At 57.1% G+C, this 618-nt stretch carries 1 pseudogene; it reads left to right on the forward strand.

Annotated elements, in window-relative coordinates:
- Positions 1-618 (forward strand): annotated as a pseudogene (locus ACRBCU_RS03620) (IS3 family transposase); the annotation flags it as partial.

Genomic DNA, 618 nt, shown 5'->3' on the forward strand with positions numbered 1-618 from the left:
GGGTTAAGGAACCGTTAAGCCAGCGTACGTTGGAAGATCAGCGCCAGACAGGGCTGGTGAAGAAGGCGTGGAAAGATAGCAGCAAGGTATATGGCTACCGCAAAACCAACGATGACCTGATCGACATGGGAGAGGCCGTCTCAGAGAACCGCGTTACCCGTTTGGCCCGCCTTGCAGGTATTCAGGCGCAGATCGGCTACAAGAAGAAGCCCGGAGTTTATGGAGGAAAGCCCTCTATCGTTGTGGACAACACGCCGGATCGGCAGTTCGCCGTCGACGCGCCGGATCATGCTTGGGTGACGGATATCACCTATCTGCGGACGCATGAGGGCTTCGCGTAACTCTGCGTGGCCATTGATCTGTTCTCGCGGCGTGTTGTAGGTTGGGCAGTCCAGCCACGCCAAACATCAGAACTGGCAGTGCAGGCATTGCTGATGGCAATCTGGCGGCGAAAGCCAAGGCCCGGCCTGCTCATCCACTCAGATCAAGGCGCGCAATTCACCAGCCGTGATTGGGCGGCGTTCTTGCTCGAACACAATCTGGAACACTCGATGAGCCGTAGGGGCAACTGCCATGACAATGCAGTGGCCGAGAGTTTCTTTCAGCTCTTGAAGCGGG

The organism is Planktotalea sp. (assembly GCF_050633725.1).
Taxonomy (GTDB): domain Bacteria; phylum Pseudomonadota; class Alphaproteobacteria; order Rhodobacterales; family Rhodobacteraceae; genus Planktotalea.